Consider the following 26,449-nt stretch of genomic DNA (forward strand, 5'->3'; position numbering starts at 1 on the left):
GCGAGTCCCGGCGGCGGCCCCGCCGGCTCCCGCCCGCGAGGGGCGCCCGCTCGTCGCCGCCCGTGCTCCCGCGGGCTACTCGTCCCGCTCCGCGACCAAGATGCAGAACGGGTGGCCCTCGGGGTCCCGGTAGACACGGAAGCGTTCCTCGTCGTCGGGATCCGGCCGGTCCCGGTTGCTGAGCAGGCTGCCGCCGAGGCTGAGCACGCGCTCGTGCTGGTTGCGCAGTTCCTCCAACGAGGCGACGCTCAGATCGAGGTGCATCTGCTGGGGCACCGAGCCGTCGGGCCAGCCCGGTTCGCGCAGGCGCTCCACCTGCTGGAAGGCGAGCTGCGGTCCACCGCCGGGATTGCGCAGGACAAGCCAGTCCCTGCCGTGCTCGTCAGGCTGACCGGCCGAAGGCGGCTCGTCCCCCTCCGCGTAGTCGAATCCCAGCAGGGATCGGTAGAACTCGGCGAGTTTGCGGGCGTCGGTGCTGTCGAGCACGGTCTGCACCAGCCGGATGCGGCTTGCGTCGTCGGTCATGGACTCCAGGTGCCCGGCCCGGCCCTGCCCGAACGACCCACTTGGGGGAACCTCCGCCGAAGGGCAACGCCCGCGTCGCTCGACTTCAGACATCCGTGCCGTTCCAAGCTACCCAAACTCCGGTTCGAACTGATCGCTCCCGGGATCACTTTCTGGAGGGCGTCCGTGCCTCGCCCCTGTTCGAGGCAAGCGGTGATACGAGATCATCGGAGACGTTCCGCTGATCCGTCGAACGCTGCTGCCAGGGCCGTTGATCAGCTTCATTTGGTCGGCAGCGCTCTTTGGATGACAGTGATGTGAGCGGCGGCGACGGTGGCTGCGTCATGCATCGGCGACGGAGACGAACCGGGCCGACCCCACACTCACTTCCTCGAGCTCCACCCGCACCCCGGCGATCTCCCGATGGACCGGTCGCGCCTGGAGCCGCGTGGTCAGGGCCAGGCGCAGGCCGTCCTCGTCGCCCACGGGATGCTCCCGGTTCAGCTGCCACGGCCTGTTGTACTGCCAGAGGACGTACTTCACGTCCCACGGGGCGCCCGTACGCCGGCTGCGTGCGACCGCGACGGGGTCGACGACCGTACAGCGGAAGGTCGCGGTGACGGGGAAGTCCCAGTCGCTGCCGGCCGCCGTCAGCTCCCAGTGCGCGGACACCAACCGGCCCGGACGAACGTTGACCAGGGTCATGGCGGTGCAGCGCGCCGGATCGGCCGTCCCGCTCCCGTACATCTCGTCGACCACGTGCACCAAGACCTGGCCGCGCCCGGCCACCAGGGGGCGGCGCCGCTCGCGCCACGCGCTCCACCGCCACCACGGCCGCAGCTCACGGTGCTCGACGATCGGGTAACGGCCTCTCATGCGCGCCTCCACGTAGCGGTGTTCAGTACTGCTGGGTCATCGCCGCGTCCTGTCCGATCCGTTCGACGGTGTCCAGGTCGAGCCCGTAGTGCACATGGCGACCGTGGCGCTCCACCCGGACCAGGGACCCGCGCCGCACCGCCGGCCGGTTCGCCTCCAGGTACGTGCCCGTACCCACCGCATGCAGCGCATGGGAGGCGCTGTGGAGGGGGGTGGTGGCGCCACCGCCGTCCAGGCCGAGGAAGGTGATGGCGTAGGCCAGCATGCCGGGCTGCGGCAGGGTGTGGCCCGTGCCCGCGATGCTGATGCCCTCGACCATGGACCGCGGGCCGGTGCCGCCGTAGCGGGTGCGGGTCCAGGCCGACTTCGGCCGATCGGTGGCGGTGGGTACCTGGCTCAGGGCGTGGAGGTTGGTCCACTGCTTGATCTCCTCGCCGAAGTTGGGATAGGCGAGCGTCGTGTCGGTGGTGCCGTGCCACAACTGCATGCGCGGGTAGCGACCGGTGTAGCCCGCATACATGGAACGGCCCAGGTCACCCCACTGCTGAGCCGATTTGATGACATTGCCGGCGGAGCACTGGCCGTTCCACTGGGAACCGTCTCTGGTGGCGAAGCAGCCCGCCGGCACCCCGGAGAACGCGGAGGCGGCACTGAAGACATCGGGGTACTCGGCGGCCAGCACGTTCGTCATCATGGCTCCGGACGAGAATCCGCTGACGACGATGCGGGACGGATCGACGTTGTAGCGCTGCCGGGTGTAACCGACCATCGACATGATGCCGGTGGAGTCGCTGCCGCCATTACGCTTGAGCGCCGCCGGTGACGAGACGTCGAAGCAGTGCCCGTCGCGGGTGGCCTCGGGCAGGACGATGATGTAGCCGTACCGGTCGGCGGCGGTGACGTAATCGTGTCCGTTCCCACCGAAGATCGCCCCTGCCGAGCCCCCGCAGTAGTGGACCAGGACCAGTAGGGCGGGCTTGGGCGCCAGGTGGTCGGGCACGTAGAGGTACATGTTGAGGTTGGTGGGGTTGTTCCCGAAACCGGTGATGCGGGTCAGGCTCGCCGCGGCCGCTGGTTGGGGCACCAGGAGCGTCAGGACTGCGGCCAGTGGCATTAACACCATCGCCAGGGCCGCGCGCAGAGTGCGTGTCACATTGAACCTCGTTTTCGGTGATCGGTACGGGCAGGGAAGCGGCTGGCCCGGCAGTTCGCACCGGGCAGGCCGGGCGTCCGGCGCCGGGGCCGGTGGAGGGCGGCTCCGAGCCGAATCGCCGCCCGCTGTGGTGCGCTGCCTTGGCCCCGTGAGGACGTCCGGCGGACGCCGCAGGATCCGGCGCCCGTCGGCGGTGGCTGGTCGGCCGATGGCTTTGGCGACAGGGTGCGTTGGTGCTGAGCATCGCGCGTCTTACGGCCATCGCCCGGCTCAGCGACAGTCGGACAGTCGGCAGCGGTGATGTCGGCCTGTAACGCGTTGTCGGCGGCGTCGGACGGACAGCCGGGGCAACGATGCCCTCGTGGAACGTGCCGACGCTGAGGGTGGCGCTGGCGGCCCAGGTCTCAATGCGCGGCCAGGTCGGCACGGTGCCGCGTCCGGCCCCGGTGTGTCAGTTCTCCAGGCGCCAGCGCTGGTTCGCTCCGCCCGTGCAACTCCACAGCTGGACTTTCGTCCCGTTGGCGGTCCCCTGCCCGTTGGCGTCCAGACAGAGCCCCGACTGCACCGCTGTTATCGTGCCGTCAGGATTGACGTTCCATTGCTGGTCTGCCTGCCCGCTGCAGTCCCAGATCGCCGCCGGCGTGCCGTTGCCCGCAGACTGGCCGACGCCCAGGCACTTGTTGCCGTAGACCACCAGTTGCTTTCCGGCGGAGTAGGACCACCGTTGGTTGGAGCCGCCGTTACAGTCCCACAGTTGTGCCTGGGTGCCGTTGGCGGTCGTGGAGTTGCTGATGTCGAGGCAGCGCCCCGACTGCTGGCCGATGATCTCCTGGTTGCCAGGGGGCGGGGGCGGTGTGGTACCCGAGCCGAACTGGGTGAAGAACTGCCACACCGCTGCCGACGTCCAGGTGCGCCAGCCGTCGCCGGTGGAACCGTCTATGGGGCCGGGGTCGTGGCCCGCTCCGTCGAACGCGGCCCACACGACGGGGTAGCCGGACCTGCATCCGGAGTAAGTGGTGATGATGTGGGTCAGACTTCCGTAGGCCGGCTCGGGCGGGTTCTGCGGGGTGCAGCCGTTGGTCCGGACGAAGGTGTCACGCAGTTGCCGTCCCGACGCGATGGGCAGCACGTTGTCCCTGAGGCCGTGCAGCCCCATGTAGGCGATGGGCTGGTTGCCGCCGTTGCACCCGCTGAGGTTCGCGCCGGAGTAGACGGCGACCGCGCGGAAGACCGTCGCCCGGGAACAGGCCAGGGCGTACGACATCGCGGCGCCGTAGCTGAAGCCCGCGGAGAACAGCTGGGTGGTGTCGACGCACAGACCTGCTTCGATCTGGCTGACCATGGCGTCGACGAAGGCCACGTCCTGGCCGCCGGGGTTGGCCCAGCCGTTGCCATTGCCCTGGGGCGCGACGAAGATCGTGCTGTTGTTCGCGTCCGCCAGGCGCCGCAGACCGTAGTAGGACCAGTTGTACCCGTCGGTTCCGCCCGAGTCGACGTCATTGGCGGTGCCGCCCCGCCAGTGGAAACCGAAGATCAGCCGGTAGGGGTGGCTGCTGTCGTAGCCGGCCGGGACCCGCAGTATGTAGCTGCGGGTCTGGCCGCCGCTCTGGATCGTGTGGGTGCCGCTCGTCAGCGCCGGGGCCTTGCCGCAGCCGGCGGTCGCCCGGACGGCACCGGTGCTCCTTGCCGACGCGGGCGCGTCCAGGTTGCTGCTGAACGAGGTGCCCGCGGCTGACAGGACGAGAAGTAACGCAGCCGCGATCGACATCAAGAGGGGTTTGCGTTTCATGCACTCCTTCTTCCGTGGTGGGGGGACGTGCGAGGAGCTTCTGTCGCCGGGGCGGTTCACACGCCGGTGATGGTCCATTCGTTGTTGGTGCTCGAGTTCGGCGTCCACAGCACCGCCGTCGAGCCGACCGTCGTGCTGCCACTGCCGTCGAGGGCGGTGCCGGTGCCCCGGTTGACGATCTGGTAGCGGTTGCCGCCGAGGTTGTTGAGGGACCACTGCTGGTTGTTGCCGCCGTTCCACGTCTCCTGGCGGGCCGGAGCACCGTTGGCGGAGTTGCCCCAGCTGTCGGCGGCCATGCCGTTGGTGCGGTTGATGATGCGGTAGTAGCCGTTGCCGAGGTCGATCAGCTGCCACTGAAGGTTGGAGCTGCCGTCGTAGTTCCACTGCTTGAGGTTTGAGCCGGAGGCGACGTTGCCTCCGCTGTCGAGCACCAGTCCGCTGGTCACATTGGCGATCTTGACCCAGGTGGTGGAGCCGCCCGGCGCGCCCAGGACGGGGATCTCACCGGAGAAGGTGAGCTTGACCGTGTATGCCAGGGCGTTGAACGGCGGGTTGGACGAGGGCATGGTGAGGTGCAGGCCGGAGGCGTCCTGGGCCGGTGCGGGCAGATCGGTGTAGCGGCCGGCGGTGTTGTTCAGCAACTGCGCGCTTGTCAGGCTGCTGAGGTTGATCTGGTTCGAGTTCAGCGTCGTGATGGTCATGGTGCCGCCCTGCCAGCCCAGCGCGGTGGCGTAGAGGACCTTGTTGTCCTGGCTGCGGGTGAACCGGATGTCCTGCGGTTTGCCGGCCACCGGTCCGCTGAACGAGCCGCCGCCCATCTTGGTGGGGCCCTCGCCATAGCTGGACCAGGAGCGGGTGCCGTAGACCGCCTCGCCGAAGCGGCCGAGCCAGTCACCCATCCCGAGCAGGATCGACTGCTGACCGGAGGGGATGGTGCCGTCGGCCATGGGGGCGATGTTCAGCAGCATGTTGCCGCCCTTGCTGACCCGGTCGATCAGCGAGTGGAGCAGTGCCTGCGTCGAGTAGTAGCCGATGCCCACCGTGTAGCACCAACTGGAGGAGGAGATGCTGTCGTCGGTCAGCCAGTAGGGGGTGAGCAGCCCCGCCGGGCCGCCGCGCTCGAAGTCGTAGACCTCGCCCTTGTTGTCGAAGCCGTCCTTGTAGGTCGCGACCACGTCTTTGTTCCACGAGACGGCCTGGTTGTAGTAGTGCGCGAGGAACTGGAGCCGGTAGGACTCTTGTACCAGGCCAAGGTCGAAGTCCTGATAGACCAGGTCCGGCTGGTAGCCGTCGACGATCTCGATCAGCTTGTCGTACCAGAGCTTGTTCTCCGCGGCCGAGCCCTGCTGGGCGTAGAGGACACGGAGCGTCGGGTCCGACTGGTTCGGCACGTGGTCGTAGTAGCCGTTGAAGTGGTAGGCGTGGTGCAGCGCAGTGATGAACTTCAGCCCCTGGCCACGGATGGCCTGCGCGTGCAGTCCCACCAGGTCGAGTCTGGGACCGCGCTGAACCGAGTTCCACGGGTTGGAACGGCTGTTCCACATGGAGAAGCCGTCGTGGTGTTCGGCGACCGGGCCGGCGAACCTCGCCCCCGCCGACTTGAACAGCCGCGCCCAGGCGTCCGGGTCGAAGTTGCCGCCCTGGGAGGCGAGTTTGGGGGCGAACTGCACGCGGTTGCCGGCCTTGTCGCGGGCACCGTCGATGAAGTTGTGGTAGGGCCAAGCCGAGGGGTCGCCGTAGGTGTCGATGTGGTGGCGGTTCTCGGCCGAGCCGCCGATGTACATGTTGCGCGGATACCACTCGTTCCCGAACGCGGGAACGCTGAAGACGCCCCAGTGGTAGTAGATACCGAACTTGGCGTCCTGGAACCAGGCCGGGGCCGGAGGGTGCTGGTCCACGGAGGACCAGCTCGCGGTGTAGCTTCCGGGGCCGTCGGTCGCGGCGGCCCCGGGGGCGAACCGCAGCAGGCCGAAGGCGGTGGCCGCGCCGGCCGCCGCCAGCAGCCGGCGCCGGCTGACCGGCAGGGAGGAGGAAGACATGGGGGCCTCTCTGGGATTGACGGGGCGATGCGGGAGTCCGTGGTCGTCAGCCGGTCAGCGGATCAGTCGCGCGTCCACTTCTGGTTGCTGCTGCCGTTGCAGGTCCACAGCTGCAGCAGGGTGCCGTTGGCCGATCCCGCGCCGGTGGCGTCCAGGCACAGGCCGGACTGGTCACCGGTGATCGTGCCGTCGGCGTGGATGGTCCACTTCTGGTTGTTGCCGCCGGTGCAGCCCCAGATGTCCACCTTGGTGCCGGGGCTGGTGCCCTGGCCTGCGGCGTCCAGGCAGTCGCTGCCGTAGACCCGCAGCTCACCGGCCGAGGTACTGGTCCACTGCTGGTTGCTGCCGCCGTTGCAGTCCCACAGCTCCACTTGGGTGCCGGCCGTCTGCGACTGGTTGGGCACGTCCACGCACCGGCCGGAACCGGCCCCGACGATCGCGCCGGTCGTGCCGCCGTCGTTGCCGCCGCTGCCTGGCGTGATGGACAGGTTGTCGAACTGTGCCGTCTCGCCCTGGCTGGTCGCGTAGCCGATCTGTCCGGCGGCCCAGGTGCGGTCGGTCGCGGAACCGACCGTGGCTCCGTCGACGCCGGCGGTGATGGTGGTGCCGGAGAAGGTGAGGCCCAGGGTGTGCCACCGGTTGGTGCCCAGCGCGGCGGTCGTGCCGCGGGTCAGGGTGGAGACGTTGCCGTTGGTGTTGGAGCTCAGGATCGACCAGGCCCCGGTGTCGCTCACCCGCAGGTGGTAGGCGTTCAGCCCTCCGGTGCGGTCGTAGTCGTGCCCGCCGGTACGGCCGATCAACTCGGCGTATCCGGGCTGTTCGAGCATGACGTCCGAGGAGACGGTGTAGTTGCCCCAGCTGGTGTCACCGAGCAAGGCGTGCGGATCGGTCAGCGCGTCCCAGGTGATCGCCTTCTGCGGGCTCATCTGGCGCACGCACTTGCCGCCGCGGCCGCCGCCGCAGCCCACCGCCTCGAAGGCACCCTGCCAGTCCATGAGGTACTTGGCCTCGGTGCCGGTGGTGTAGCTGTCGAAGGAGTCGCTGTACGGGAGCCCCAGCTTGCCCTGGGCGGGACCGGTGGCGGTGCCCTTGCCCTGACCGGTCGTGGTGGTCAGGGTGTACACGCGGCCGGGCTGGACGGTGAGGCTGAAGCCGCTGCCGGACGGGGTGATGTCCGTGGTGTGCACGAAGTAGTCCGCCTGGTTGCCGGAGCGGACGTCGGTCGACCAGACGTGGACGGTCTTGGTGGACAGCCCACCGGTGACGTTGAAGTCCAGCGTCTGGGCGCCGCCGGCGTCCATCGTCTCGATGACCGTGGACCAGTCGGAGTTGTTCGTGGACTTCAGTGAGACGTAGCTGCCGTTGTTCCGGTTACCGCCGATGTAGCCGCTGGAGGCGTCGAGGTAGTGCCATCCTGGGGCGGTGAACTGGCTGGTCTGTGCCATCACCCAGGCGTTCTTGCCGATCGCGTAGTGGCCGGACCAGGGCTGCGAGGCCAGGGCGAGTCCCATGGTGGGGTACGGGATGTTGGGCGTGACGGCGGCGACCACCGGCCAGTTGAGGTACGCGGTCATCCGGCCGTCGATGTATCCGCGGTTGATGCCGCGGGCCACGGCCTGCGCTCCCCCGTTGTAGTCGTCCGAGCCGTTCTCGCTCGCCCACAGTGTCTTGCCGGACGACGTGGCGGCCGACGGCACCGAGCAGTTGGACTGGGACGACCGGTACCCGCAGGGATAGTGCGTGCCGATGACGCTCACCGCGGCGGCGAAGGCCGGGTTGGAGTTGACGTCGTTCGCCACGTTCCAGTCCGAGTCGGCCGCGACGATCTTGACGTTGCCGTAGCCGTTGCTGTTGAGCGCGCTGCGCAACTGCTCGTACCAGGAGACGTTGTAGCCCCGCTCGTTCCACCCGCCGAGGTAGTCGATGCTCAGCCCGTGCTGCTTGGCGCAGCCCAGCCAGGAGAGCAGGTAGTTGACCATGTCGGTGGACCAGAAGTTCCCGCCGCCGATCCAGCCGGGCGCGCCCCAGGCTAGCCCGTACAGCTTGATGTCCGGGTTGCGCGCCCTGGCCTGCTCCATCAGCCACCACTCGTAGCCCCGGTCGCAGTTCAGGTCGGACCGGGTGTGCTGGTGACTGGGCTCGGCACCCGAGGTGGAGTTGGTGTCACCACCGACCTCCGCCTTCAGGATCTGCAGGGAGGCGCCGTAACCGGGCTTGAACAGGTAGTCGAGGATCTGGCCGCGCTGGGGCTCGGGATAGTCGATCAGAAGTCTGCTGTTGCCGCCCCCGCCGCTGATCGCGCCGACGCCGTCGAAGGTGCGGCCACCGGACGCGCCGTTGACGGTGATGGAGGTGGCGGCCTGGGCCGGCGTGGCAGCCGTGGCCACGAGGCCGCCGGCGGTCAGGAGGAGGCCCGCGAGCACGGCCGTCGAGGCGCGCAGGCGCCGTAACAGCCGTCTGAATGCTGACACGGTGGGTTTTTCCTTTCGCAGGTCGATCAGCGGAGGAAGAGGTCCTGGTTGCTGCCGGGCGTGTTCTTGCACTGCCACTGGTCGAGTTGCTGGCCGAGGTTGCCGCCGGCGCCGTAGACGTCCAAGCACAGGCCGCTGTTCTTGTTCTGGAAGGCGTAGGAGCCGTCGGACTGCGGCAGCGGCAGCCAGAGGCCGCTCGCCGCGGTGCCGGGGGCCTGCTGGACGATGTTCGGGGTGCCCGCCGCCGTGGAGCCGCCGGCCACCGCCACGTCCAGGCCGGAGTTCTGGGCCCGCAGTTCGCCGTAGCCGCCGGAGGCGGGCACGAACCGGAACTTCTGGTTGGCCTGTCCGTTGCAGGTCCACTGGTCGATCGCGGCACCGGCGCTGCTGGAGTTGCCGTACACGTCCAGGCACAGGTTGTTGGAGGCGATCACGAGTTGGTGGTCGCCGTCCGGGAAGCCGCCGCCACCGCCACCGGACGAGGCGGGTGTCAGATAGACGGAGAAGGCGTCGTGCGCGCCCTGGAAGGTGATCGGCACGGTGAGGGACCCGCCCGAGGGGCTCACGTTCCGGTCGTACACCGTCTGCGGGGCGGCGAGCGGTGCCTGGTCCGGGATGCGGTGCACGGTGACGTGCACGCCGCCGGCGTTCGTCAGCCACGGTACGGAAGACAGCCCGTCGAAGGTCACGGACGCGGCGCCGGTGTACCCGTTCGAGTCGCCGATGACCGCCACCGCTCGCTTGGCGGCGGAGTCCTCGGAGGCAGAGATAGCCGTGGAGCCGACCTGGCCGGAGGTGTCCACGAGGGTGCCGGTCATGTCGGCGTAGTCCCGAAGCGCCCACCAGTTGCCGGTGGGCTGCCAGTTGCCCCCGCTCTGGGTGAGGACGCCGGTCAGGTTCGGGGTGATGCAGCACACCCAGTTGCCGCGCATCGCGTTGGTGTATCCGGACTGTGCGAACCGCGCCAGGTACCAGGCTGTCACCCCGGCGGTCTGCCGGTCGGCCGGCTGGTACTCGTTCGAGGACAACGGCAGCGGGCCGATGCCCGCCGCGGTCAGGTCGCCGTTCAGCGTCCGCGCGACGGTGACCGGGTCGTCGACGTCGCCCTCGTTGTGGTTGGTGATCATGTCCGGCACCGTCCCGGCCGCCTTCACGTGCGCGAGCCAGGTCTGCCATTCCCCCGGACTGTGCTGCGGGTTGAAGGCGAGTGACGGCCCCACGATCTGCGCCTCGGGGGCGATGCGCCGGATCTCCCGGTAGGCGGTGTCCCACATCCGGAAGTACTGGGTGCTGTTCACCCCCCGGGTCCAGAAGGCCGAGATGTCCGGCTCGTTCCAGATGTCGTAGGCGAACGTGAGACCCGAGGCCTGCAGTGCGCCCACCGTGGAGTCGATGAAGCTGACCCAGTTGGAGCAGTCGTCGTTGTCACAGGGGTACCGCGTGTTCGAGGGCTGGCCACCGTTCGCTCCGTAGATGTCGCTCACCAGCACCTGGTACTGCGCGTGGTAGGGCGGCCGGGTCAGCCGTTTCGCCTGCGCGGTGATCGAGTCGAGGTCGGCCCGGGTGGCCGAGCCGTACTGGTAGCCGTCCCTGATCCAGCCGCCGGAGAACCATCCGCCACCGCGGAAGGCGTTGATCCCCAGCGGCTGGATGAACCGGTCCGCCGGCTGGCTGCCGTCCTGGGTGATGCCGTAGAGGAACCCCTCCCCCACGCCGGTCGACCGTCCCCCCGTCGACGCCAGGTTGACGCTCAGCGACTCGCCCGCGGCGGCCTGACTCGCGGTCGTCGACAGCAGCGGCAGCACGAGCGTCAGCATGATGCCGAATGCCAGAAGCAGGCGACCGGGCCTCGCTCTCGCGCTCATCCATTCCTCCTGTGATCGGGCGCCGGCACGGCGCGGCGCGGTGACATGCCGGGGCGGTCCCTCACCGGGTCAGCTCAGTGACCATTGCTGGTTGGATCCGCCGTTGCAGGTCCACAATTCGACGGGGGTGCCGTTGGTGGTGGCGGCGCCGGTGACATCGAGGCACAGGCCGGACTGGGCGTTGGTGATGGTGCCGTCCGTGTTGACGTTCCACTGCTGGTTGGTCTGGCCGTTGCAGGTCCAGGTGATGACCTTGGTGCCGGGACTGGTGCCCCGGCCCGAGGCGTCCAGGCACAGCCGGCTGCCACCGGAGTACACGGTGAGCTCCTGGGACGAGGTCTTCGACCAGGTCTGGTTCACCGCGCCGGCGCAGTCCCGGATCTGCGTCTGCGTACCCGGCGTAGTGGACGCTCCCGGCACCTCCAGGCACCTGCCCGCACCCACCGCGCGCAGCGCACCGGTCGTGTTGCCACCGCCGCCGCCCACGCCGTAGCCGGCGGCGGTGATGGCGGCCTGCACGGCGTTCTCGGTGGCGTCGGAGGGGTAGCCCGCCGTCATGGCGCCTTCGAAGAACTCGCCGGTGCCCGAGACACTGTTGTCGCCTCCGGTGCCGAGCAGCACCGAACTGTCGAGCTTCATCGGTGAGTAGCCGTTGGGCAAGGGGCCCGAGAAGGTGGTGGTCAGGCCGCCGCTGCTGCCGTTGCCGTATTTGAGGGTGAAGTTGCTGGTGCCGTTGTTCTTCAGCCACGCGCTGACGAACGGGTAGTGCACACCGGTGTTGTTGGGGTCTTTGTTGGAACCGGTGTTGGTGTGGTACATACCGTTCTCCAGGTCGGCCTCGACCCAGGGGCCGTTGCCTGTGCACCCGTTGAACCAGCAGGCGTTGCCCCAGTAGATGGCGTTCATGGTGGCGTTGCCGGTGTCGGTGTGGGAGTTCTCACCGCTGCCGTAGTCGAAGCAGCACCACTGGTTCGTGTAGTTCGACGACGTCACCATGTAGATGCCTTCGGGCTGGGAACCGGTGGCCACACCCTTCGCGTGGTCGATCCGGTAGCCGACACCTTGCTTGACCTTGACGCCGAAGACCTGGTGGCCGGCCGCGGTCACCGGCAGTGCCATGGCGTCCGCGCCGATGTCGGATCCGTTGGGGCCGGGGCCCTTCCAGAAGCCGCCCCAGGAGATCGGCAGGTCGTTGTGCTTGGTGGTCTGGTCGTAGATCTTCGTGATGGTGCAGGACGTGCCGGAGCAGAACGAGACCTGGGAAGCCGCGTCGGCGTACCCACCCGCGCTGAGCACTCCGATGTCGCGGTAGCTGTGGTCGGAGGACCGCTGGATCTGGTACAGCGGCCCGTCGTACGACGCGAAGAGCGCCCGGGTGGTGGAGTGCGCCGTCACACACGGCGTACCGCCCGCGGCGTAGATGTCACACGGAAGCGACGCGTCCGCCGCGCGGTGGGCCGCCGGCTGGACGGTGGCGGTGGTACCGGGCTGCGGGGGTTTGGCGAACGCCGGCGCGCCGAACGCGGCCAGGGCCATCGCCAGGGCGACAAGGAGCACGGCTTTCCATCGCCGTAACCGGTGGTGGCCGACTGGTTCGATCATGGAGACCTCCTCAGTGGCGGCGCCACCCCCACGGCGGCGCCGAAGCTGCGCGGAAGGGGATTCATCCCAGCGTCCACCGCTGGCTGCTGCTGCCGTTGCAGGTCCGCAGTTCGGCGAGGGTTCCGTCAGCCGTGGCCCCTCCGGTGACGTCCAGGCACAGGCCGGACTGGACGCCGGTGATCGTGCCGTTCGAGTTCAGCGTCCACTGCTGGTTCGTCTGGCCGTTGCAGGACCAGATCTCCACCTTCGTCCCGGGGCTGGTCTGGTTGTTGTAGGCATCCAGGCACATCTGGTGGCTGCCGGCGTAGACGGTGAGCTGGTTGGAGGTGGAACGCGTCCATATCTGGTTGGCCCCGCCGTTGCAGCTCCAGATCTCCACCTGGGTGCCGGCGGTGGTGGTCGAGTTCGGCACGTCCAGGCACTTGCCCGCGCCCACCGCGTGCAGCTCGCCGGTCACACTGGTGCCGCCGCCACCACTGTTGCCGCCCGCGACCCGGTACATCACCGTGCCGTGGGCCGGCACCGAGGCGCTGATCGTGCCCGAGGTGGTCGAGGACGCACCCGACCACAGATCGGTCAGGGTGTAGGCGGACGCGCCGGACTTCCCGATCGCTGCCGCGGTGGTGGTGATGGTCGCCGTCGAGCCCGTCTCGTTGAACAGCGCCACCGACACGTCCCCATTGGCGAGCGGCTTGGCCAGCACGTCGAGGCCGCCCGAGGAGGAGACCATGGTGCCCTGCTTGCCCAGTGGGTCCTGGTCGACCGCGATCACGCGGGAGTTGGTCAGGGTGGACAGGGTGTCCGCACTGGCCGAGGGGATGTTGGTGCCGGCGATCAGCGGCGCGGCCATCTCCGCCCACAGGCTGAACTCGCTGCGGCTCTCGGTGGCCGTCAGCGAACCGTTGCCGACCTCCAGCATGTCCGGGTCGTTCCAGTGGCCGGGGCCGGCGTAGGAGGCCAGCCCCACGTTGCTGTGGAAGATCGACAGCATGCTGGAGAAGCTGGCGGTGATGTCCCCGGTGGTGCGCCAGCTGTTGCCCACGCCCGCGCCCCAGGTCCACACGTTCTCCTGGCCCCAGTTGCACAGGCTGAACAGGATCGGCCGACCGGTGGCCGCCAGGGCGTCACGCATCGCGGTGTACCGGGTCCGCGCCGGCACCCCGGTATTGTTGCAGTTGTCATATTTCAGATAGTCCACGCCCCATGACGCGAACGACTGTGCGTCCGTGGTCTCGTGCCCGAGGCTCCCCGGATACCCGGCGCAGGTCGCGGTGCCCGCATCCTCGTAGATCCCCAGCTTCAGCCCCAGCGAGTGCACGTAGTCCGCGGTGCCCTTGATGCCGTCGGGGAACTTGGCCGGGTCCGGCACCAGGTGGCCGCCGGAATCGCGACTGTGGGTCATCCAGCAGTCGTCGATGTTCACGTACGAATAGCCCGCCGCCTGCATGCCGTTGGTGTGCATCGCCTGCGCGGTGGACTTGATCAGCGACTCGGAGACGTTGCACCCGTACGCGTTCCAGTCGTTGAAACCCATCTGTGGGGTCAGCGCGAGGCCGTTGCCCAGCGCGGCGGCGGGCTGCGCCGAGTCGAGGGTGAGGAGGGGGGCGGCCACGGCGAGCAGCACGGTCGACAAGGTGATCGCCAGGGCCTTGGGCAAGGAAAGCAGCGGGCGCAGCAGTCGCAGTCGCCTGGCTCTCTCAGTGGTCATGGGCATGATGCATCGACTCCTGGGCCGAGGTAGGCCGAGTTGTGGGAGAACACAGGAACGGGTGAGAGCGCCTCAGCGGTAGCCGGCGGCGGTGATGCTGGCCTGCACCGCGTTGTCGGTCGCGTCGGAGGGGTAGCCGGCGACGATCGCCCCTTCGTAGAAGGTTCCGGCGCTCAGGTTGGCGCCGCCGCCAGGCTTGCAGCAGTCGCCGCCGCTCCCGAGGACGATGGCTCCTTGCTTCTTCATGGGGCTGTATCCGCCGGGCAGTCCGCCGTCCCACAGGGTGGTCAGGCCGCCGGACTGCGCGTTACCGCCCTTGAGGGCGAACCTCGACGTCCCGTTGTTCTTCAGCATCGCGGTGACGAACTTGCTCGGAAAGGCGCGCTGGTTGCGGTTCCAGGACTGGCTGCCGCCGGAGTACAGGCCCCACTCGAGGTCGGCCTGCACCCAGGGACCGCTGCCGACGCAGCCGCCGAACCAGCACTCGGTGCCGAAGTTGATCGCGTCCATCGCCCCGGCCGCGTCGGCCTTCCGGGTCGTCTCGCTGTTGCCGTAGTCGAAGCAGCAGCCACCGTTGACGTGGGTGCCGCTGGTCACCATGTACGCCCCTTCAGGCGCGGTACCGGTCGGCACGCCCGTCAGGTGACCGTCCCGCCAGTAGCTGTTCCCGGGGTTGATGTACAGCGAGTACGCCTTGCCGCCCCCGGCGGTCAGCGACTCGGAGGTCGCCTTCGCGGGGCTGCTCTGACTCGATCCCGGGACCTGGGCCGAGCCCTGGTACCACAGGTCGTTGCCGTGTCCGGACTGGTCGCGGACGACCGTGATCACGCACGAGGTGCCCGCGCAGAACGAGTCCTGGGCCGCCGCGTCGGCGAAGCCGCCGGGTGTCAGCACCCCGATGTCCCTGGTGGCGTTGTCCGAGGAGCGCCTGACCTGGTAGAGGGCGCCGTGGTACGAACCGTAGAGGGCCCGCACCGTGCTGTGCGCTGCGACGCACGGGGTGCCGCCCGCCGAGTAGATGTCGCACGGCCCCGATCCGCCGGGCGGGGGCGGAGGCGGAGCTGTCGGGGTGGTCCACTTCTGGTTGCTCTGACCGTTGCAGGTCCACAGGATGACCGCGGTGCCGTTGGCCGTTCCCGCCCCGTTGACGTCCAGGCACAGGCCGGAGCCGGCATCGGTGAGGGACCCGTCGGAGTTCTGCCGCCACATCTGGGTCGGCCGCCCGTCGCACGACTGGATGACCGCTGCGGCTCCCGGAGCCGTCCGGTTGTCGTATGCGTCCACGCACCGGGTGCCGTTCATCGTTCTCAGCTCACCCGCCGACGTGACCTCGAACGCCTGGTTCACCTGGCCGTTGCAGTCCCAGATTTGCAGAGCCGTGCCCGGTGTGCCGACGTTTCCGCTGACGTCCAGACACCGCCCCGACGCGGAACTCACCAGGGGCGCCGCCGAGGCGGGCGCCGACCATGTCGGCGCGGTGGCCAGCAACATGGCCAGCAGTGCCATCACGGATACGGCGGCGGCCGTGGGTAAACGTCGTCCGAGAGCCGCGGGGCTCCGGGGCGGAACGGATGAAGGCTGCATTCTGTTCCTTGGATATGTGGGGGAAGGGGACAGAGAGTGCCGTGCCTGTCCGGGGGCCGGGACGCCCGAGAACACCCACGGGGGACCCTCAGACATCCCATGTCGATAGTGATTCCACACGCAACTCACCGCTGTCAATAGACACGTCAGCCTCGACCGGGCCCCGATCCATCCCATGTTTTTGCCTGGTCAGGCCGCTGTGACGGCATGGCGAAACCCGCGTCCGGCGACGGCCGCCGTGCCGGACGCGGGTGTTCACTTGGTCCGCCGAAGCTACCCAGTGGCAGGAGCGCGCTTGGCGCCGGTCACCTCACTTGAAGTTCCAGTGCTGGTTGGCTCCGCCGTTGGAGTCCCAGATCTGGGCGGGGGCTCCGTTGGCGCTCTGCCCGCTGGGGACCTCCAGCGCCCGCCCGGAAGCGACGTTGGTCAGGGTGTACGAACCGTCGCCGTTCCGGCTCGCCCGCCAGTGCTGGTTCGCGCCCCCGTTGGCGTCCCAGATCTGCATCCGGGTGCCGTTGGCCGTCTGGCCGCCCGGCTCGTCCAGAACCCGCCCACTGGCGACGTTCGTCAGCGTGTAGGAACCATCACCGTTCTGACTCGCCCGCCACTGCTGGTTCGCGGCACCACCGTTGGCGTCCCAGACCTGCAGCTGCGTACCGTTTCCCGTCTGCCCGCTCGGCACGTCCAGCACCCGTCCCGCGGCGACATCGCTCAGCGTGTAGACCTGGCCCGAGACGATGCCCCCTGGGTCCCCCGGGTTCCCCCCACCGCCGCCCAGCGCGGACAGGGCCGCGTCGTAGGCCGGCTTCTTGTTGCCGTTGCGGTCGAACAGCAGCGGATTGTCCCCGCTGCGCCAGGAGTCGCTGTCCCGGATTCCCCATGCGGTGATGCCGGTGCAACGGGCAACGTTCATACAGGCCTTGACGGTGTTCGCGTAGGCCGTCGGCGGTGCCTGGGCGATGTCGAGCTCGGTGATCTGGACGTCGACGCCGAGGGCGGCGAAGTTGGACAGAGTGGTCTGGAAGCTCGACGGCGGGCCGCCGGCACCGAAGTGGCTCTGGAAACCGACGCAGTCGATGGGGACGCCGCGCGACTTGAAGTCGCGCACCATGTTGTAGACACCCTGGGTCTTGGCGTCGCTCCAGTTCTCGATGTTGTAGTCGTTGTAGCAGAGCTTGGCCGACGGGTCGGCGGCCCGCGCGGTGCGGAAGGCCTCCTCGATGAATCCGTTGCCCAGCACGTCATGGAACACCGAACTGCGCTGCTGTCCGCTGCCGTTGTCGGCGAAGGCCTCGTTGACCACGTCCCAGGCGTAGATCTTGCCCTTGAAGTGGGTCATCTGGCTGCTGATGTGGTTGTCCATCACACTGCGCAGGGTGTTCGCGTCCCTGATGCCGCCGACCCAGCCGGGCAGCTGCGAGTGCCACACCAGGGTGTGCCCGCGCATCCGCTGACCGTGCGCGGTGGCGTGGCTGACGATCTGGTCGGCCGGGCCGAAGTTGAAGTTGCCCCGGGACGGTTCGGTGGTGTCCCACTTCATCTCGTTCTCCGGGGTGATCATGTTGAATTCCCGGTCGAGAATCGTGGAGTACGTCGAGTCGCCGAGCCTTCCGGCGGCCACGGCCGTGCCGAAATAGCGGCCGCTGCCGGCCGCGGCCGCGCCCAGCGTGCCGGCAGCCGCATGGGCCGCGGGCGTCGCCGCGCCGGTGAGGGCCAGCACCGTGCCGGCGGTCAGAGCGGTGGCCGAGGTCAGGGCCTTGCGGACACCGGGCCCCTTGTTGAGCCAGGACATGGGCGATCATTCTCCTCGGGTGGGGGGGGTGAGAACCGGTCACGAAGTGCTGGGTGGAGCCGGGTAGGGGAGGCTTCAGGTGACCGGTAGTGCGGTCCACTTCTGGTTGGCGCCGCCGTTGCAGTCCCACAGGACCAGTTGCGTGCCGTCGGTGGTGGACGAGCCGGGGTCGTCGAGGCAGCGGCCGGAGACCGGGTTGCGGTAGCCGCCGTTGTACGTCTGCCACTGCTGGTTGGTGCCGCCGTTGCAGTCCCAGATCTGGATCCTGGTGCCGTTGGCGGTACCGCGGCCGGTCGCGTCGAGGCACTTCCCGAGTGCCCGCAGGGTGCCGTCGGAGCGCGCGGACCACGTCTGCGCGTCGGAGCCGTCGCAGGACCGGATGTCCACGGCGGTCCCGTTGGCGCTGTTGCCGCCGGAGACGTCCAGGCACTTCCCCGCGACCGCGGAGCGCACCTGGCCGCCCGTGGGGACCGGCGGGGGCTTGATCCAGCCTGCCGCGTCCGCGGCCCGGACCCCGGCGCTGAAGGCGTCCGCCATCTTGCGGTAGCCGCTGTCGTTGGGATGCAGTGAGTCGGCGAGGTCCGCGGGGGTCAGCGCGCTCATGTCCACCAGGCGTACGTGCTTGCCGGCGGTCTGCTCGGCCTGGACGATTCCGGGGAGCCTGGCGTTGAACGCGGGCCGGTTGGCCTCCTCGGTGCCGCTGGTGGAGACGATCAGGGTGCCGACGAGGACGGTCACGTCGGGTACGTCGTCGGTGATCCGGTCGATGAGGGCGTGGAGCCGGTCGGGGGCGGTCGGCACCTGGTAGTTGCCGTTCAGGTCGTTGGTGCCGATCTCCAGGGTCACCACGTTGGGCCGGTAACGTGCCAGCACGGAGTCGGCGATGCCGGCTATCTGGTCGATCCGCCAGCCGGAGTGGCCTTCGTTGTCCGGGTCCTGCATGGTGCCGGCCCGGCCCGAGCCGACGAAGTCCAGGGTGTGGCCGTCGGCCCCCAGCTGGTTCCACAGGAAACCGCGGTAACCGTTCCCCGAGGGGCTGCCGACGCCCCAGGTGATCGAGTCGCCCATCGGCATCAGCCGCAAGGCGGTGGGTGCGGCGGCGGCCTGCCCGGCGGTGGGCGGCGACCCGGTGCCGGGGGCGGCCGCCGCCGGCCATGCGGTGCACACGCCGAGCGCGGCCGTCAGCGCCGCGGCCAGGAGTGCCGGGTACTTCTTCATCAGCGTTCCTCACGGGTGCGTGACAGGGGTGTGGGCACGAGTCGGTCAGCGAAGGGTGAAGTCCTGGTTGCTGCCGGCGGTGTTCTTGCAGCTCCATTGGTCGAGCTGCTGGCCCGGGCTGTTGCTGCCGCCGTAGACGTCCAGGCACAGGCCACTGTTCTGGTTCTTGAAGGCGTACGAGCCGTCGGACTGCTGCACCGGCAGCCACAGACCGTCGGCCCCGCCGCCCGGGGCCTGCTGCACGATGTCGGGCGTACCAGCGGTCGTGGAGCCGCCCGACACCGCCACGACCAGCCCGGAGTTCTGGGCCTGAAGCTGCCCGTAACCGCCCGAGGCCGGCAGGAACTGGAACTGCTGGTTGCCCTGGCCGTTGCACGTCCACTGGTCGATCGCGGCGCCCGCGCTGCCGGAGTTGCCGTACACGTCCAGGCACAGGCCGTCGCTGCCGATCACCAGGTGGTGGTAGCCGGTGGGGAAGCCGCCGTCGCCGCCGGACGGCTGGACGCCTGCCTGCTGGATGACCTGCCTGGCGCCTTGCGGCCAGTTGGTGCCGCTGACCTGGACGTTTCCGGTGAGGACGTTGTTGTGCGGGGGCCCGGTGGCGACGTACGTGTTGCCGCCGTTGTACCAGTTGCCGGAGAAGGTGCTGTCGTCGGTGTGGTTGTTGCCGTTGGCATTGGTGAGCGCCCAGTTGCCGGCGTCCTGCACCACGTTGTGGGACACCGTCAGGTACCGGGAGCCCTCGTCCAGGTACAGCGCGGTGGTGTGGTTGTTGCCGTACATGTAGTTGTCGGAGATCACCGAGCCGGGATTCGCGGACAGGCTGTAGATGCTGCCACCGTCGAACATCGCCTTCTTGGTGTCGAAGACCAGGTTGTGGGAGACGGTGTTGTTCTTCAGCGTCGTGGGGGTGCTGTAGACGGGCTGGTAGTTGTAGGTGCCCCGGTTGACGTAGTCCTGACTGCCGCCCGGGTCGTTCATGCCCCAGCCCCAGCCGATGTCGATCCCGTCGTAGGGAAGGTGGTCGCACTGGTTGTGGGTGATCGTCGCGTTCGTGACGTAAGTGGACAGGATTCCCGCGGTCTCCTTGTAGTCGGTGCCCACCCCGCTGACCCGGTTGTCGCTGATGGTGATGTTCTGGTTGGTCATCCGCGGGTTGCCGGGGTGGTGCGCGTCCGGCTGGATCCCCCCGACCTGGATGCCGCTGCCGGCGTCGTCGGTGATCGTGTTGCCGGTGATGGTGATGCCGCTCGCGCCGAGTCCGGTGCCGGAGGCCGTGGCGACGCCGTCGTTCCCCACGCCCAGTCCCACCTGCCCGAGTTCGGAGAACGTGTCACCGGAGAACGTGATGCCGGTGGCGGCGGAGACCTGCACGGCCGCGGGCATCTGCGCCCAGTGGTTGCGGGTGGCCTCGAACTGGGTGCACCCCGATTTGCAGCTACTCAGCCAGTTGGCGGGCATCGCGAAGGCGCCGGTGATGTGCGCGCCGCTCTGCTGGTCCGCATAGCCGTCGGGCCCGCTCGGGCCGAGCCAGGAGGTGCCCGTGAACCGGATGCCGGTGAAACTCAGGCCGGTCGCCGGTGAGCCGTAGCCGCCGCTGATGCCGAGCAGACTCTGCAACCGGGGCAGTTCGATGTCGAGGCTGTTCGGGTTCTGCCCCGGCTGGGCCCGGTAGTACAGGTCACCGGTGGACGAGTCGAGATACCACTGTCCGGCCTGCTTCAGGAACGCGTAGTTGTTCTCGAGGTACATCGCTCCGCCGGCGAACGGCGCGTTGACGGTGTCGTAGCCCCACGAGTTGTTGTTCCACGCGGGCTGCTGCATGGTGATGGTCCTGCCGTTGATCGACTGGACCGGCGCGTAGCGGTCGGTGAAGGAGTTGACGCTCTCGACTTCCATGTGGTTCTTGTCCGAGAGCCCAGCAAGGTAGTCGAGGGAAGAGTCGGTGACGGTGAGGCCGGTCTGGGTGAAGGTGAAGGCGGAGCGGGGCACCTGGATCGCTGCCCGCGGTGCCTCCTTGCCGTTCACGTACAGCTGGCGCGTGTTCACACCGGTGCCGACGTGGGTGGACCAGATGCTGCTGTTCTGATCATGAACCTGCCAACCCGACACCTGCTGGGCGCCGCTCACGACCGGCTGCTGTCCGGACACCGCCTGGTAGGTGATGGTGTGACCGTTCTGGCCGCCGTCGTCGGAGCCGAAGGCCAGCGGCTTGGACAGCCGGTAAGTGCCACCGGCCAGGTGGACCACGACGTCCGAGTCGGCCGAGAGCCGGTGCGCGGGCTGCTGCGCCTGGTCGATGGACGCGAACGGCTGCTCGGCGGTGCCGTCCCCGCCAGGAGCCGCGTCCGGCGCCACGTACAGGACAGCGGCGGACGTATGGCGCTCGGCGGGTACTGCTCCCGCGGGCCCTGCCGTGCCCAGGCTTCCGGCCAGTAAGGCGAACAGAGCTACTGGGACGGCCCGGAGTCCGGGGAGCACTCTCGCTCTGGACATCGTCATCCTCCGGCGGCGCGTGTGCGCCAGGGGTGTGGGGGTGGGGGGTGTCGGGGGGACGGCTGGATCGGGGGGTGACCCGTGACCGGTGGTGAGCCGGCCGACGGGCCGGAGCAGCTCAGTTCAGGTCAGTTGAGACTCCATTTCTGGTTGGATCCCCCGTTGCACGGCCAGAGTTCCGCCAGGGCTCCATTGGCGGTGGAGGCGCCGGTGACGTCGAGGCAGAGTCCGGACTGGGTGCCGGTGACGGTGCCGTCGGAGTTCAGCTGCCACTGCTGGTTGGCGCCGCCGTTGCACGGCCACGTCACCACCTTGGTGCCGGCGGAGGTCTGGTTGTTGTACGCGTCCAGGCACATCTGGCTGCTGCCGCTGTAGACGGTCAGCTGGTTGGAGGACGTGCGGGTCCATTTCTGGTTGTCACCACCGCTGCAGTCCCGGATCTGCAGCTGCGTACCGGCCGTGGTGGACGAGTTGGGCACGTCCAGGCACTTGCCCGCGCCCACCGCGTGCAGCGCACCGGTGCCCGTCCCGCCGGAAGGGGCGTTGCTGTATCCGGCGGCGGTGATGTTGGCCTGCACCGCATTCTCGGTGGCGTCCGACGGGTAGCCAGAGGTCATCACGCCTTCGTAGAACGTGCCTTGGGCGCCCTTGCTGTTGTCACCGCCGGTGCCCAGGATGATGGCACCCTGCTTCCGCATCGGGTTGTAGCCCGGGACGCCTGGACGCACCCCGTCGTAGAAGGTGGACAGGCCGCCGGACTGCGCGTTGCCCCCACGGATCGCCCAGTGGTTCGGGCCGCCCTTGATGATGGCGGTCGTATACCGATAGTTGATGGTCGGATCGTTTGCGTTGTAGTGCTGGTTGACACCGGAGAACAGGCCGTTCTCCAGGTCGGCCATGATCCAGGGGCCGTTCCCCGATCCGTAGCCCCAGACCCTGATGTTGCCGAAGTAGATGGCCTCCATGGTGCCGTTGCCGTCGTCGTTACTGTCCGTCTCGGCGTTGCCGTAGTCGAAGCAGCAGCCGCCGTTGTAGTGCGTGCCGTCGAAGATCGCGTACATGCCCTCCGGGTTGTCCCCGGTCGCGATGCCGTTGGTGCGGTTGTTGCGGTAACCCGTGCCGGGGGCCACGTATACGCCGTAGGCCTTGTGGCCGCCCACCGTGGTGGGTGCGGCGGTCGCGTTCGCGAGATTGTCGGGGCCGCCCGCGGCACCGCCCCCGGGCGCCTGGGTGAGGTTGTTGCCCCGGCCGGACTGGTCGTAGATGATCGTGATCAGACACGTCGTCCCCGAGCAGAACGAGTCCTGGGCGGCGGCGTCGGCGTACCCGCCCGCGCTCAGGACACCGATGTTCCGGGTGGAGTTGTCCGAGGCACGCCGGACCTGGTAGAGCGGCCCGTTGTACGAGCCGTACAAGGCTCGTGTCGTGCTGTGCGCCGCCACGCAGGGCGTACCGCCTGCCGCATAGATGTCGCACGGCCCGGATGTGTCGGCACGGGCCGTGCCCGCCGTGGCCGTACCCGCGGTGGCCGTGGCGCCGGCCAGCGTGCCGACCACGAGCACGGCCGCGGCCCCCGCACGCGCGAAAGCTTTCGGCCGGGAGCCGGGTGAGCGTACCGGCAAGTGGAGGTGTGCCTGGTACGGCACGTCGTCCGGCCTGCCAGAGCGTCGGGCCGCGAGTAACCGTCGCATGCCGTCGCGCACGGACAGCAGGTGGCGTCTTGTACGTGTGGTTCGCATCCGATCTCCCTACCGTGCCGACGCAACCCGATCGGGTCGTGTTGGTGGCGCTGACAATCCGCAAGCGCTTGGAGGTGCCGTGCTTGCAGCGAGATTGCAGAGAGGTTTCGGGGGGAGACGGTGCTCCCGGCTTCACAGACTGTCAAGGGTGCGGAGGCTCCTGTTGCGAACCTTGTCGCGGAATCGGTTCGACGGCTGATTCCCGCGGTTCGGGACCGATCGGCCGCTCGAACAATTCAACGGGTGGGCGCCTGCGGATGGCGGCGTGGTCTCCCGCCGTGCGGGGTGCCCGGCAGCCGGACCTGGCTCGCCGGCTGCCTGTCCATCATGTCGGTGAGCAGGGATGCAGCTACCAAACCCATATACCGAAGGGCCGGTGCGGTAGGCACTGGCCGAAGCGGCGGTGTCTCAGCCCGCGCATCGGTGCCGCCTTCGCCGCGTGGCACGCCATTGACCCCACACTCCGCTGGTCGTACCATCCCGTCGAAGCGCTTGCGTAGAACCGGTTCGCTCCACACCGTCCGGTGGTACGTGAGACGCGGGACGCGCCACGGTTCCCGGCAGCCCGAGGCCGGTCCCCCGCGACTCGTGGCACTCGGGCACCCTCCGTCCGCCCCCCGACCGCCGGGGCGCGCAGACCGGCTGCACGCACCGCCGGGCACCAGGACGCGAGAACACCACCATCCGTTACGAGCTCCCCCCGGGGTGGCTGCGACGCCGTACGCGCGGCCCATGTCCACGGACCGAACGCCCTTGCGCCACACCGCCGTTGCGAAGTTGCGCCGATCTCGAGGGATGACGCGATGAGACGAGACCTGACCGCCCGGCCACGGCTGCCACAGCTCTGTATACGACGGCGACCATGCTGACGGCGTCGGCGAGGCCGGACGGCCGTCGACGAGGTCCCGCTCGATCCCGGCCGCCGGATTCACGCTGCGCGCCGCCGACTACCACGGGATGCCGCCGGGAGCGCCGCGGAACGCCCGGTTTCGTCGCGGCCGAGTACGAGTGAGCGCCGGACCGCACCAGCCACGAGGATCCGGTCGCCCCTTGCCCGAACGGCGGTGGTCGCCGTGTGCGCGCGTCCGGGCAGGCTGTCGGAGCCTGGTTGCACCAGGGAGGTTACTGATGCCAAGAAGCGCACTTTCACGGCGGGGTTCGAAGGCTTACCGTCCGGCCCGACACGGCCCGGCCTGCGCGCACGGTCCGTCACGACGGCTGCGGGCCGCGATCGTCGCGGGACTCATCGCTGCGATGCTTGTCCAACCGGCGTCGGCCGCCGACAACCCCCACCAACGCGGCCCCGATCCCACCTTGGCAAGCGTCGCCGCCACAAGCGGCCCCTTCACCACCGCGTCGGTGCCTGGACCGCCCGTTTCGCCGACGAGGAAGCATGGATGGGGGACATGGCTGGCGTCCTTCGGTTTCGTCGTGATCGGCGTCGAGACCAACAGCCGCACCGACTACGACACCGCATGTGGCACCCAGCTGCTGCCAGCGCTGAACTACCTCACCCAGCGAACCGTGCGTGACCGGGTCGACCCCGACCGGCTCGCGATCACCGGCCGGATGAAGGTCCTGACCCCCTGGCTCAAGACCTTCGTCGACGACACCCGCTACACCCAGTTCGTTCCTCTGCCAGGCCCTGGCCGACCCCGCCGCGCGGCGCGCTGAGCCGGGCGGGTACGGCGATCGCATCAACAGGACGTTCCCGCCAAGGCCGTCGACGGCTCCACCGCCACCCCCTGGTCCGCGAGCAACGGCGACACGGGGCAATGGCTGAAGGTGGACCTGGGGTCGGTGAGGTCCCTGACCGGAACCCGTATCGTCCGGGAATCCGCGGCCACGAACTACCGCTACCGGATCGGGGGTTCCACCGACAACGCGGGCTGGACCACCCTGGCCACCTGACTGCCAGCACCAGGCTGGAACGGCATCAGTACGGCGGCGTTCAGGCCGAAGAACTGGCGACCGTGAGCACCCCGTTCTGGCCGGCCCCGGCGTTGAGCAAGAAGACCTTGACGATCGCCAAGTTGACGATGACAAACGCCGTGTCGACGCGTGAGTGGAGACCGACCACGAAGCGGGCCTGCGCATCCTGCTCGACCTCGCGGAGGTCGGCACCAGGCGGATCGGGCCCGCCCAGCCGCTTCACTACGACGAGTTCCCGCACCTGATCGGACGCACTCGTCCGTGCGTCCGGCACTGAAGGACGGCACCGTACGGACAGGCGAGCGCGGGCGAACGAGGGCACGGGCAGGCGGCGCCCGTGCGTCACTTCTCCACTGTCGTCCCGAAGGAGAGGGGTTCGCCTGAGCGCAGGCGTTCCCTCAGCCACTGCTCGGTGTTGCTCACGTGCAGCAGTGCCGCAGCCTGGCTGAGGGGGGCGTCACGGGTGGACAGGGCGCTGAAGATCGCCTCATGCTCGGCGAGGGTGCGACCCGCGGCCTTGTCGTCGACCAGACCACGCCAGATACGGGCGCGCAGGGTGCGGCCGGAGATCCCTTCCAGGAGGGTGAGGAGAGTCTCGTTGCCCGTGGCCGAGACGACGGCACGGTGGAAGGCGGCGTCGTGGGCGTTGAGCCGTTCGACGTCGTCGCGGGCCTCACGCATGGCGTCCAGGTGCCGCTTCACCTCGGCCAGCTGCTCATCAGAAATCCGCGTGGCGGCAAGGGCCGTGGCCATGGGTTCGAGGAGCCGCCGTACCTCCATGAGGTCCCGCAGGGCGACCGAGTCGCCCTGGAGCAGCTCCACCGCGCCGCCGAGCCCCTCCAGCAGCAGGCTCGGTTGCAGGCTGGTCACATACGTGCCGTCGCCCCGCCGGACCTCCAGAACCCGCGCGACGGCCAGTGCCTTGACCGCTTCGCGGGCGAGGTTGCGGGACAGGCCGAGCTGTGCGGCCAGGTCCGGCTCCGGGGGGAGCTTCGAGCCCGGAGGCAGGGCACCGGTTCTGATCAGCTCACGGATCTGCTCAATGGCCTTGTCCGTCAGAGACACCGCGCACCCCTCCCCCGACCGTGCTCCGTGAGCACGTCCGACCTGATCAGCCCCTGAGCGCGGAGATCGTCCCAGAGACCGTCGGGGACGTACTGATCATGGAGTTCCACGTTTCGCAGGACCTGTTCCGGATTCCGCATGCCGAGGGTGATGTTGATGATACTGGGGCGCGTGTGCGGGAAGGCGATCGCGGCGGCGGGCAGGGTGGTCCCGTGTGCCGCGCAGACCTCGGCGGTCGCCCGAGCGCGGACGACCAGAGCCGGCGGGGCGTCCCGGTAGTCGTACTCCATGCCTTCTACGGGCCGGTCTCGGGAGAGCAACCCCGAGTTGAACACGCCCACGACCACCACGCTCTTACCGAGTTCCCTCGCGGCGGGCAGGACGTCGTCCAGCGCCGACTGGTCCAGGAATGTGTAGCGCCCGGCCGGCATCACGACGTCGGCGGCGGTCTCGCGCAGGAAGCGGGCGAGCATGGCCGACTGGTTGATGCCGTCGCCGATCGCGCCGATCACGCCCTGGTCGCGTAGTTCCGCGGGCGTGGGCATGGCCTCCTTGGTCGCCGGTGCACACCACACGTACCCCTTGATGCGCCCGGTACGCCCGATCCATCCCCTCC

16 protein-coding genes and 3 pseudogenes are annotated in these 26,449 nt (G+C 68.9%); 2 read left to right on the top strand and 17 right to left on the bottom strand.

The features are described 5' to 3' along the window. Positions 1–75: 75 nt before the first annotated feature. The 14 genes and pseudogenes from ACFY01_RS15850 to ACFY01_RS15915 all read right to left on the bottom strand — a co-directional run bounded on the left by ACFY01_RS15850 (position 76) and on the right by ACFY01_RS15915 (position 22,836). Entirely contained in the window at positions 76–525 is a 450-nt protein-coding gene (locus tag ACFY01_RS15850) for a VOC family protein (RefSeq protein ID WP_390736299.1), read from the bottom strand. 321 nt (positions 526–846) lie between these two features. Continuing rightward, positions 847–1,380, bottom strand: a complete 534-nt coding sequence (locus ACFY01_RS15855) for a hypothetical protein (protein WP_390736300.1) — start codon at positions 1,378–1,380, stop codon at positions 847–849. A gap of 22 nt (positions 1,381–1,402) precedes the next feature. Next, the gene (locus ACFY01_RS15860; RefSeq protein ID WP_390736301.1) at positions 1,403–2,494 is read right to left on the bottom strand and encodes an alpha/beta hydrolase family esterase; all 1,092 of its coding nucleotides are present in this window, start codon (positions 2,492–2,494) and stop codon (positions 1,403–1,405) included. A gap of 490 nt (positions 2,495–2,984) precedes the next feature. Continuing rightward, positions 2,985–4,301: a ricin-type beta-trefoil lectin domain protein gene (locus tag ACFY01_RS15865; RefSeq protein WP_390736686.1), complete on the bottom strand. Its 1,317-nt coding sequence runs from the start codon at positions 4,299–4,301 to the stop codon at positions 2,985–2,987. Between the two features lie 77 nt (positions 4,302–4,378). Further along, on the bottom strand, positions 4,379–6,361 hold the full coding sequence (locus ACFY01_RS15870; RefSeq protein WP_390736302.1) for an alpha-L-fucosidase: 1,983 nt from the start codon (positions 6,359–6,361) through the stop codon (positions 4,379–4,381). Between the two features lie 62 nt (positions 6,362–6,423). Beyond that, positions 6,424–8,832 carry a ricin-type beta-trefoil lectin domain protein gene (locus tag ACFY01_RS15875; RefSeq protein ID WP_390736303.1) on the bottom strand — a complete coding sequence of 803 codons (2,409 nt, stop codon included), beginning with the start codon at positions 8,830–8,832 and terminating at the stop codon, positions 6,424–6,426. A gap of 26 nt (positions 8,833–8,858) precedes the next feature. Next, positions 8,859–10,697 (bottom strand): RICIN domain-containing protein, encoded by a 1,839-nt coding sequence (locus tag ACFY01_RS15880; RefSeq protein ID WP_390736304.1) that lies wholly within the window; start codon positions 10,695–10,697, stop codon positions 8,859–8,861. A 69-nt stretch (positions 10,698–10,766) separates the two neighbouring features. Continuing rightward, positions 10,767–12,299, bottom strand: a complete 1,533-nt coding sequence (locus tag ACFY01_RS15885) for an arabinofuranosidase catalytic domain-containing protein (RefSeq protein ID WP_390736305.1) — start codon at positions 12,297–12,299, stop codon at positions 10,767–10,769. A 61-nt stretch (positions 12,300–12,360) separates the two neighbouring features. After that, the gene (locus tag ACFY01_RS15890) at positions 12,361–14,013 is read right to left on the bottom strand and encodes a glycoside hydrolase family 27 protein (protein WP_390736306.1); all 1,653 of its coding nucleotides are present in this window, start codon (positions 14,011–14,013) and stop codon (positions 12,361–12,363) included. A gap of 66 nt (positions 14,014–14,079) precedes the next feature. After that, positions 14,080–15,513, bottom strand: coding sequence for an arabinofuranosidase catalytic domain-containing protein (locus tag ACFY01_RS15895; protein ID WP_390736307.1), 1,434 nt, complete (start codon positions 15,511–15,513; stop codon positions 14,080–14,082). A 391-nt stretch (positions 15,514–15,904) separates the two neighbouring features. Then, positions 15,905–17,383, bottom strand: a pseudogene (locus ACFY01_RS15900) (endo-1,4-beta-xylanase); the annotation flags it as partial. Between the two features lie 75 nt (positions 17,384–17,458). Continuing rightward, on the bottom strand, positions 17,459–18,601 hold the full coding sequence (locus ACFY01_RS15905; protein WP_390736308.1) for a ricin-type beta-trefoil lectin domain protein: 1,143 nt from the start codon (positions 18,599–18,601) through the stop codon (positions 17,459–17,461). Positions 18,602–18,646: 45 nt separating this feature from the next. Then, on the bottom strand, positions 18,647–21,097 hold the full coding sequence (locus tag ACFY01_RS15910) for an RICIN domain-containing protein (RefSeq protein ID WP_390736309.1): 2,451 nt from the start codon (positions 21,095–21,097) through the stop codon (positions 18,647–18,649). Between the two features lie 128 nt (positions 21,098–21,225). Continuing rightward, positions 21,226–22,836, bottom strand: coding sequence for an arabinofuranosidase catalytic domain-containing protein (locus ACFY01_RS15915; protein WP_390736310.1), 1,611 nt, complete (start codon positions 22,834–22,836; stop codon positions 21,226–21,228). Between the two features lie 1,431 nt (positions 22,837–24,267). On the opposite strand from ACFY01_RS15915, the gene ACFY01_RS15920 reads away from it, so the two are divergent. Both ACFY01_RS15920 and ACFY01_RS15925 read left to right on the top strand, forming a co-directional pair. Next, positions 24,268–24,510, top strand: a complete 243-nt coding sequence (locus ACFY01_RS15920; protein WP_390736311.1) for a hypothetical protein — start codon at positions 24,268–24,270, stop codon at positions 24,508–24,510. 36 nt (positions 24,511–24,546) lie between these two features. Next, positions 24,547–24,747, top strand: a pseudogene (locus ACFY01_RS15925) (discoidin domain-containing protein); the annotation flags it as partial. 40 nt (positions 24,748–24,787) lie between these two features. Here the strand turns inward: ACFY01_RS15925 and ACFY01_RS15930 are convergent. From ACFY01_RS15930 to ACFY01_RS15940, 3 genes and pseudogenes are all read right to left on the bottom strand, one after another. After that, on the bottom strand, positions 24,788–25,042 hold the full coding sequence (locus ACFY01_RS15930; protein ID WP_390736312.1) for a hypothetical protein: 255 nt from the start codon (positions 25,040–25,042) through the stop codon (positions 24,788–24,790). 68 nt (positions 25,043–25,110) lie between these two features. Next, complete coding sequence (locus tag ACFY01_RS15935; protein ID WP_390736313.1) at positions 25,111–25,833, bottom strand: FadR/GntR family transcriptional regulator; 723 nt, start codon at positions 25,831–25,833, stop codon at positions 25,111–25,113. Beyond that, positions 25,824–26,393: pseudogene (locus ACFY01_RS15940) on the bottom strand (aldo/keto reductase); the annotation flags it as partial. The gene ACFY01_RS15935 and the pseudogene ACFY01_RS15940, both read right to left, overlap by 10 nt. Between the last annotated feature and the right edge of the window lie 56 nt (positions 26,394–26,449).

Origin of the sequence: Streptomyces sp. NPDC001480 (assembly GCF_042894725.1) — a bacterium.
In the GTDB taxonomy this organism is placed as follows: Bacteria; Actinomycetota; Actinomycetes; order Streptomycetales; family Streptomycetaceae; genus Streptomyces.